The following is an 8,156-nucleotide window of genomic DNA, read 5'->3' on the forward strand; positions in this document are numbered from 1 at the left end:
CATGGAAAATCCCCTAAATGTCTTGGTGGGAATTTAGGGGATTTTGGGGAATTTTGCAAAGGTCTCAGAATAAATCCGGATTGCCGATGACAGGAATGGCTTTTTTGCAAAGGTCTCCCGTAGCGTGGACTTTGCCCGCGAAACGAATGCCAAAATGGATGTTCATTCGGCTGTTGTCTGATTTGGATTTTTTAGATAGCAGATTTCGTGGGCGCAGCCCACGCTACTTGGGTTATCTCAAGTCTGTTTTGATTGAATAAACGAGGTCGTCTGAAAACGGGAGTGAACGAGTTTCTCTAAAACTCAAATCTCAAAGTTTTCAGACGACCTTATTTTTACCTGTAACCTGCCCCCTCTCCCGTCCGGCGGGAGAGGGCTGGGGAGAGGGTGGCCCTACGGATTGTACAAATTTGATTTGACCTAAAGTCGCAAAGCCACCCCCATCCTAACCTTCCCCCGCCGGACGGGGGAAGGGACAAGTTGTCGTTGCTGCAATGAGTAGTAATCCGTAGCGTGGGCTTTGCCCACGAGATGAAAGTCAAAATGGATACCTATTCGGCTGTTGTCTGATTTGGATTGTCAGGTGGTAGATTTCGTGGACAAAGCCCACGCTACCTGAGTTATCTCAAGCCTATATTGATTGAATAAAAGGTTGTCTGAAAACGGAGGGAGTGAGTTTGTTTCTCCAAAACTCAACTCTCAGAGTTTTCAGACAACCTTATTTTTACCTGCAACCTGCCCCCTCTCCCGTCCGGCGGGAGAGGACTGGGGAGAGGGTGGCTCTACGGGTTGTACGAATTTATTTGACCTAGACCCATAAAGCCACCCCCATCCTAACCTTCCCCCGCCGGACGGGGGAAGGGACAGGTTGTCGTTGCGGCAACAAGTAGCGTGGGCTTTGCCCACGAGATGAAAGCCAAAATGGATGCCCATTTGGCTGTTGTCTGATTTGGATTTTTAGATAGTAGATTTTGTGGGCAAAGCCCACGGCTACGGGTTGGATTTCCAATTTATAGTGGATTAACTTTAAACCAGTACGGCGTTGCCTCGCCTTGCCGTACTATCTGTACTGTCTGCGGCTTCGTCGCCTTGTCCTGATTTAAATTTAATCCACTATAATTGAATAAAACCTGCGTTGATTGCATAAAAGATGAATCCAAGGTCGTCTGAAAATCCCCAACTGCCATCACTCAAGCCGTATTCCTGTTTGCTGGGCATACGGCTTGTCGTTTCTGCCGGTTTATTTCTTCTGCCACGCTTGGCGGAGGTATTCGATGTGGTCGGGGAGGGCGTAGAAGGGGGTGTTGCCGTGGTTGGCGTTGGGGTAGAGGGTGAATTGTGCATCTGCGCCGAGGTGTTGGAGGGTACCGGCAAGCAGTTTGGCTTGGGCGACCATTTCCCTGCCGATTTGTTCGGGGCGGTTGCTGCGGCCTTCGTGTTCGCCGACGCTGATGCGGACGGCGGTGTCGGCGGGAAGGGCGGACGGGAGGAAGTCGAGGACGCGGCGGTTGTGCCACCAGACAGAGGGGGAGGCGAGCAGGTTGTGTTTGAAGCGGTCGGGGGCGGTGAAGAGGGAATAGAGTCCGAACAATGCGCCGAAGGAGTGTCCGAACAGGGCTTGTTCTTTGGGGTTGACGGGGTATTTGGCGGCAAGGGCCGGGGCGAGTTCGTGGTCGAGGAAGGCGGCGAAGCGGTCGGCTTGTCCGTACTGGCGGCGGTCTGCTTCGGTGGCGGTTTCGGGCAGGGGCGGGGTGTAGTCGAGTGCGCGTTGGGTCAGGTCGCGGACTTCGCCGTTGGGGTAGCCGATGCTGACGATGAGGCAGGCGGCGCGGCTTCGGGTCATGGGGTTGATGAGCAGGGATTGCGCCATGCTGAGGGCGGCGGGAAAGAAGGCGTCGCCGTCGAGGATATGGAGGACGGGATAGCCTTGTGGGGGCGGGTCGCCGATGGCGGCGGTTTGGATGCGGTAGCTGCGGCCGGTGTGCTCGGAACGGATATGGGTTTCTTCGGCTTGCAGCAGGCGGGCGGCTTGCCAGTGTGCGGTGCGTGAGGTCATGGCGGGGTTGTCGGTTGTGTTGGTGGGGTGGGGGGTGTGTGTTATCGGGTTGTCGGATTTTCAGACGACCTTTGGGCTATATCTGCTGTTTCTCTATGTCAAACATGAACATATAGTGGATTAAATTTAAATCAGGACAAGGCGACGAAGCCGCAGACAGTACAGATAGTACGGCAAGGCGAGGCAACGCCGTACTGGTTTAAAGTTAATCCACTATAAATGATAAAACCGGACAGGTGGTGTGTCCTGCCTGTCCGGTCTGTTTCCGTAATGTGTTGGTCTTCTGGTTTTTGGCGGTGATTTGTTTTCCTTTTGCTTTTCCCGTTTTTAGAAGTCGTAGCGGAGGTTTGCCATCAGGCTGCGCTCCGAGCCGGGAATGTTGAAAGTGTTTGCGTTGCCGACGCGGGCGTAGTAGTGGCGGTTGAAGATGTTGTCGGCGTTGATTTGCAGCTTCAGCTTAGGCGTGAAGCGGTATGCCGCCATGGCGTCGAAGGTGGCGTAGCCGCCTGCACGCAGCCCTGCTGCTGAGGAGATGCTGCTCATCACGTTCACGCCGCCGCCGAGGGTCAGCTTGGGCGTAACTTCGTAAGTCGTCCACAGGTTTGCGCTGTGTTTGGGCATCAGCAGGAAGATGCCGTCGTCGCGCGAGTTGGCGGCGGTTTTGATTTGGCTGTGCAGATAGCTGTAACCTGCGTGGATTTGCCATTTCGGTGTAATCGCGCCGCTGATTTCGGTCTCAACGCCTTCCATCACGCGTTTGCCCAAGGCGGCGTAACGGGTGTTGCGGTTGTTCGGGTTCAGCGGTGCGGCGGCGTTTTTGTCTTTCAGGCGGTAGAGGGAGACGCGGGTGTTGAGGCGGTCGTCCATGTAGCTGCCTTTGTAGCCGACTTCAAACTGGTTGCCTTCGCGCGCTTTAAGCAGGTTGCCGTCGGTGCCGAGGCTGGTTTGCGGCGTGTAGAGTTGGGAGAAGCTGGCGTAGAGGCTGTTGTTGTCATTCAAGTCGTAAACTGCGCCTGCGTAGCCGGTAAACTTGGTTTTGCTGGCTTTGTGCAACTCGTCACCTTCGCCCGCTTCGATTTTGTAGTGTCCCAAACGCCAGCCGCCGATGAGCGACAGCCTGTCGACCGGATGGAAGACGGATTTGCCGTAAACGCCGAATTCGTCAAGGTTTTCAGTAGCGACGGTATGGCTGTAACCACGCGCGCCGGCACGGGCGTTCTGCATCAGGTTGACATAGGGAACAGAGTGGAAATCGCCCAAGGCAACATTACGCGCAACGGCTGCACGGCCTTGTTCGTTGGTGCTGCGCAGGCGGTTGTAGTCCGCGCCGACGACGAGTTCGTTTGCGGTGTTGCCCAAGGCAAACGGACGGCTGTAGCTTGCGTCAACCGCGAAGGCTTTTTGTTTGATTTCCGTGCCTAAGCCGACGACGTTTGCCTTATTGTCGGCAGAAAGTTTGTTGGCGGCGAAGGTGTAGTTAGAGTCGGCATCGCGGTCGGAATAGCGCATACCGATTTTGCCGTATCCGCCGTCGTCAAAATAATGTTTCAAATCGGCAAACACGTCATGGCTGTTCATTTTAAATTTGTTCCAATCCGCGCCAACGAAAGTGTGGTTGGGTAGGGACAGTAAATTGCCGCTGCTGCCGACGGGCAGGCCGTTGTACGGCGCGAGGTGGCGTTGTTGGTAGAGATAGCCTACGCCCAAAGTCGTGTCGGGGTTGATGTCCCAATCCGCCGCCGCATAGAAGGTTTCGTGGTGGTTGTTTTTCTCGGCAGGACGGGGAGATGCACCTGAAGTTTGCGCCATCACACGGGCGCGAACGCTGCCGTCGGCGTTCAGAGGACCTGAAACGTCGGCTTCAGCTTTATATTGTTTGTGCGTACCGAACCCTGCTGCCGCATGGCCTTGGAACTCTTTGGTCGGGCGTTTGCGCACCAAATTCACAATGCCGCCCATCTCGCCGCTGCTGTCGAACAAGCCGCTCGGGCCGCGCATCACTTCGACGCGGTCGAAGGCGAACAGGTTGGGCAGCGTGCCATTGATACTCTGCATTTGCGCAGGCAGGCCGTCGATGTTGTATTCGCTGTATTCGTAACCGCGCGCATAAACCGACGAGCGGCCGTCGTCATTGCTCAACACGCGCAGGCCCGGCGTTTTGCGCGCCAACTGGTCAAAGGTATCAACGTTGCGGTCTTTTACCTGCTGGTTGGTAATGATGCTGACGGATTGCGGAATCTCGCGTAAAGATGCGGGGATTTTTGTGCCGACAGTGGCGGCAAACGAGCTGTAATCGCCGTTTTTCTCGGTGGCAATCGCGTTATACGAACGCTGCCCCTTCACATGGACAGTATCCAGCTCGACCGTTTCGGCGGCAAATACAGTGGAAGATAAAGCGGCCACAACGGCGGCAGCGGTCAGATTGGGTCGGAACATCAATTTCTCCGTTCATTGTACAAATGAGAATGGTTGTATTTTATAAGTTTAATATCTGAAATTGTAGAAAAAAACTATCGTTTTCCCGACAATCTCTTGTGAATATGCGACAAGGTCGTCTGAAAACTTTAATTTGGTTTTCAGACGACCTTGTCTTTTTATATGCAAATTTTGTTTGAAATGTTGATTTGTAATTTCGATACAAAATTCAAAAAATTTCATTTTCATATGAATTGCAGCGGGTAAAACAATAGCAATATGGCAAAAGGGGAAACTCGGCGGTCCCTTTTGTCAAACTCGTTAAAATGATTTTATTTCAATGTATTAAAAACAGAAAAATCCTGAAAGAGGTCGTCTGAAAACAGCATGCATGGTTTGTGATGTAAGTCAAAGAGAAATGTAACAAAATTACTTATAGTAATCGTAGTGAAAATTTATCGACTTTATTGCCACCTTATATCAAGGAGATACACCATGAACGCATCAGCCGACAATGTCGTCAGCCCCGCCGTAGCCGAGGTCAACAGTTTGGTTGAAAAGGGTTTGCGCTCGTTGGACGAGTTTCGCAAGCTGAATCAGGAGCAGATTGATTATATCGTTGCCAAAGCCTCCATTGCCGCGCTGGACAAACATGGTGTACTCGCCATGCACGCGGTCGAAGAAACGGGACGCGGTGTATTTGAAGATAAGGCGACCAAAAACCTGTTTGCCTGCGAAAACGTCGTGCGCCGCCTGCGCGATTTGAAAACCGTGGGCGTCATCAGCGAAGACGATGTAACCGGCATTACCGAAATCGCTGATCCGGTCGGGGTCGTTTGCGGTATCGTGCCGACCACCAATCCGACTTCCACCACCATTTTCAAATCCTTGATTGCGCTGAAAACCCGCAATCCGATTATTTTCTCGTTCCACCCTTCCGCCCAGCAGTGTTCCGCCCACGCCGCCCAAATCGTGCGCGATGCCGCGATTGCCGCCGGCGCGCCGGAAAACTGCGTCCAGTGGATTGAAAAACCGTCTATGGAAGGCACTTCCGCGCTGATGAAACATCCGGGCGTGGCGACGATTTTGGCAACCGGCGGCAATGCGATGGTGGAAGCCGCTTATTCCTGCGGCAAACCCGCGCTCGGCGTCGGGGCGGGCAACGTGCCTGCCTATGTTGAAAAAACGGCAAACATCCAGCAGGCGGCACACGACATCGTGATGTCCAAAGCGTTCGACAACGGCATGATTTGCGCCAGCGAACAAGCCGTCATTGCCGACAAAGAGATTTATAAAGAGCTGGTCGAAGAGTTCAAATCCTACGGCGTGTATTTTGCCAACAAAAAAGAAAAAGCCATGCTCGAAGACTTCATCTTCGGCGTTACGGCAAACTGCGCCAACTGCGGCGGCGCGAAACTCAATTCCGCTGTTGTGGGCAAACCGGCGGCGTGGATTGCCGAACAGGCCGGGTTTAAAGTCCCCGAAAAAACCAACATCATCATCGCCGAATGCCGCGAAGTCGGCCCTAACGAGCCATTGACCCGCGAGAAACTCTCGCCCGTACTGGCGATGCTCAAAGCAGATTCCACCGAACAAGGCTTGCAGTTTGCCGAACAAATGGTCGCCTTCGACGGCTTGGGACACTCCGCCGCCATCCATACCGCTGATCAAGAATTGGCAAAAACCTTCGGCACCCGCGTCAAAGCCCTGCGCGTGATTTGGAACTCGCCCTCCACCTTCGGCGGTATCGGCGACGTTTACAACGCCTTCCTGCCGTCCCTGACTTTGGGCTGCGGCTCTTACGGCAAAAACTCCGTCGGCGGCAACGTCAGCGCAGTCAACCTGTTAAACATCAAAAAAGTAGGCCGTCGGAGAAACAACATGCAATGGTTCAAAGTACCCGCCAAAATCTATTTCGAGCGCGATTCCATCCAATATCTGCAAGACATGAAAGACTGTGAAAAAGTCATGATTGTGACCGACCGTTCGATGGTCGATTTGGGCTTCGTCGATAAAGTGACCCACCAGCTCCACCAACGCAAAAACAAAGTAACCATCCAGCTTTTCACCGACGTCGAAGCCGATCCGAGCGTCCAAACCGTCTATAAAGGCACCGATTTGATGCGTAGCTTCCAGCCCGACACCATCATCGCGCTGGGCGGCGGCTCGCCGATGGACGCGGCAAAAGCCATGTGGCTCTTCTACGAACAGCCCCAAGTCGATTTTGAAGACCTCGTCCAAAAATTCATGGACATCCGCAAACGCGCCTTCCGCTTCCCCGAGTTGGGCCGCAAAGCCAAATTCATCGGCATCCCAACCACATCGGGCACCGGCTCCGAAGTCACGCCGTTTACCGTCATCAGTGACGGCGACAAAAAATACCCAATCGCCGACTACTCGCTGACCCCGACCATCGCCATCGTCGATCCCGCGTTTACCATGACCGTCCCCGCCGGCGTAACAGCCGACACCGGTCTGGACGTACTGACCCACGCCGTAGAAGCATACGTTTCCGTGCTCGCCAACGACTTTACCGACGGCCTCGCCCTGCAAGCCATCAAGCTCGTGTTCCAATACCTCGAACGCTCCTACAAACACGGCGCGTCCGACCCCGAAGCGCGCGAACACATGCACAACGCCTCCACCATCGCAGGCATGGCGTTCTCCAACGCATTCCTCGGCATCAACCACTCGATGGCACACAAAATCGGCGGCAAATACCACGTTCCGCACGGCCGCGCCAACGCCATCCTGCTGCCGCACGTCATCCGCTACAACGGCACGCGCCCGCAGAAAACCGCCACTTGGCCGAAGTACAACTACTACAAAGCCGACCTGAAATATCAGGAAATCGCCCGTACCTTAGGCCTGCCGTGCGCCACCCCCGCCGAAGGCGTAGAATCCTTCGCCCGCGCCTGTCATGAACTGGCGGTCAACGTCGGCATCAAAATGTCGTTCAAAGAGCAGGGCATCGACGAAAAAACCTTCATCGACGGCCGCAAAGAACTGGCACTGCTGTCCTTCGAAGACCAATGCACTCCCGCCAACCCGCGTCTCGCATTGGTCGCCGATATGGAAGAAATCCTGACCAAAGCCTATTACGGCGAATAAGGTTCGCGAATTACAATAAGGAGTAAGAAAAAGGTCGTCTGAAAACCACATTTCGGGTTTTCAGACGACCTCTGTTTTTTATATTGTGCCCCACTTATAGTGGATTAAATTTAAATCAGGACAAGGCGACGAAGCCGCAGACAGTACAGATAGTACGGCAAGGCGAGGCAACGCCGTACTGGTTTAAAGTTAATCCACTATATTTTTAGCAGCCGTAGCGTGGGCTTTGCCCACGAATGAACATAAATAATTTGATTCGGATGTTCGGGCAGAAGGTCGTGGGCGAAGCCCACGCTACGATTTGCTGCAACGGCAACTTGTTCCTTCCCCCGTCCGACGGGGGAAGGTTAGGATGGGGGTGGCTTTATGGTTTTAGGTAAAATCAAATTCGTGCAAACCGTAGGGCTGCTCTCTCCAGCCAGACGGGAGAGCCAGCCGCCCGTAGCGTGAGTTCTACCCACGAATGAACAGAGATGATTTGATTCGGATGTTTGGGCAGAAGGTCGTGGGCGAAGCCCACGCTACGATTTGCTGCAACGGCAACTTGTTCCTTCCCCCGTCCGGCGGGGGAAGG

4 protein-coding genes are annotated in these 8,156 nt (G+C 53.9%); 1 reads left to right on the forward strand and 3 read right to left on the reverse strand.

Annotated features, from left to right (window positions below; all coding sequences use genetic code 11):
* Nucleotides 1-1,240 precede the first annotated feature (1,240 nt).
* A complete protein-coding gene (locus tag HMPREF1051_RS06545) occupies nucleotides 1,241-2,056 on the reverse strand; it encodes an alpha/beta hydrolase (RefSeq protein WP_003766085.1) in 816 nt (271 codons plus the stop codon).
* Nucleotides 2,057-2,383: 327 nt separating this feature from the next.
* The gene (locus HMPREF1051_RS06550) at nucleotides 2,384-4,492 is read right to left on the reverse strand and encodes a TonB-dependent siderophore receptor (RefSeq protein ID WP_003766083.1); all 2,109 of its coding nucleotides are present in this window, start codon (nucleotides 4,490-4,492) and stop codon (nucleotides 2,384-2,386) included.
* A gap of 474 nt (nucleotides 4,493-4,966) precedes the next feature.
* Here HMPREF1051_RS06550 and adhE point away from each other — a divergent pair, with 474 nt between their 5' ends.
* On the forward strand, nucleotides 4,967-7,582 hold the full coding sequence (gene adhE, locus HMPREF1051_RS06560) for a bifunctional acetaldehyde-CoA/alcohol dehydrogenase (protein ID WP_003766075.1): 2,616 nt from the start codon (nucleotides 4,967-4,969) through the stop codon (nucleotides 7,580-7,582).
* A gap of 382 nt (nucleotides 7,583-7,964) precedes the next feature.
* Here adhE and HMPREF1051_RS15225 read toward each other — a convergent pair.
* Nucleotides 7,965-8,156, reverse strand: a 192-nt coding sequence (locus HMPREF1051_RS15225) for a hypothetical protein (protein ID WP_231286288.1), incomplete at its 5' end; no start/stop codon positions are given.

Origin of the sequence: Neisseria sicca VK64 (assembly GCF_000260655.1) — a bacterium.
Taxonomy (GTDB): Bacteria; Pseudomonadota; Gammaproteobacteria; order Burkholderiales; family Neisseriaceae; genus Neisseria; species Neisseria sicca_B.

Coding starts and splice junctions, on each gene's coding strand:
- HMPREF1051_RS06545 (WP_003766085.1), bottom strand. CDS start 2,056: ATGACCTCACGCACCGCACACTGGCAAGCCGCCCGCCTGCTGCAAGCC.
- HMPREF1051_RS06550 (WP_003766083.1), bottom strand. CDS start 4,492: ATGTTCCGACCCAATCTGACCGCTGCCGCCGTTGTGGCCGCTTTATCT.
- adhE (WP_003766075.1), top strand. CDS start 4,967: ATGAACGCATCAGCCGACAATGTCGTCAGCCCCGCCGTAGCCGAGGTC.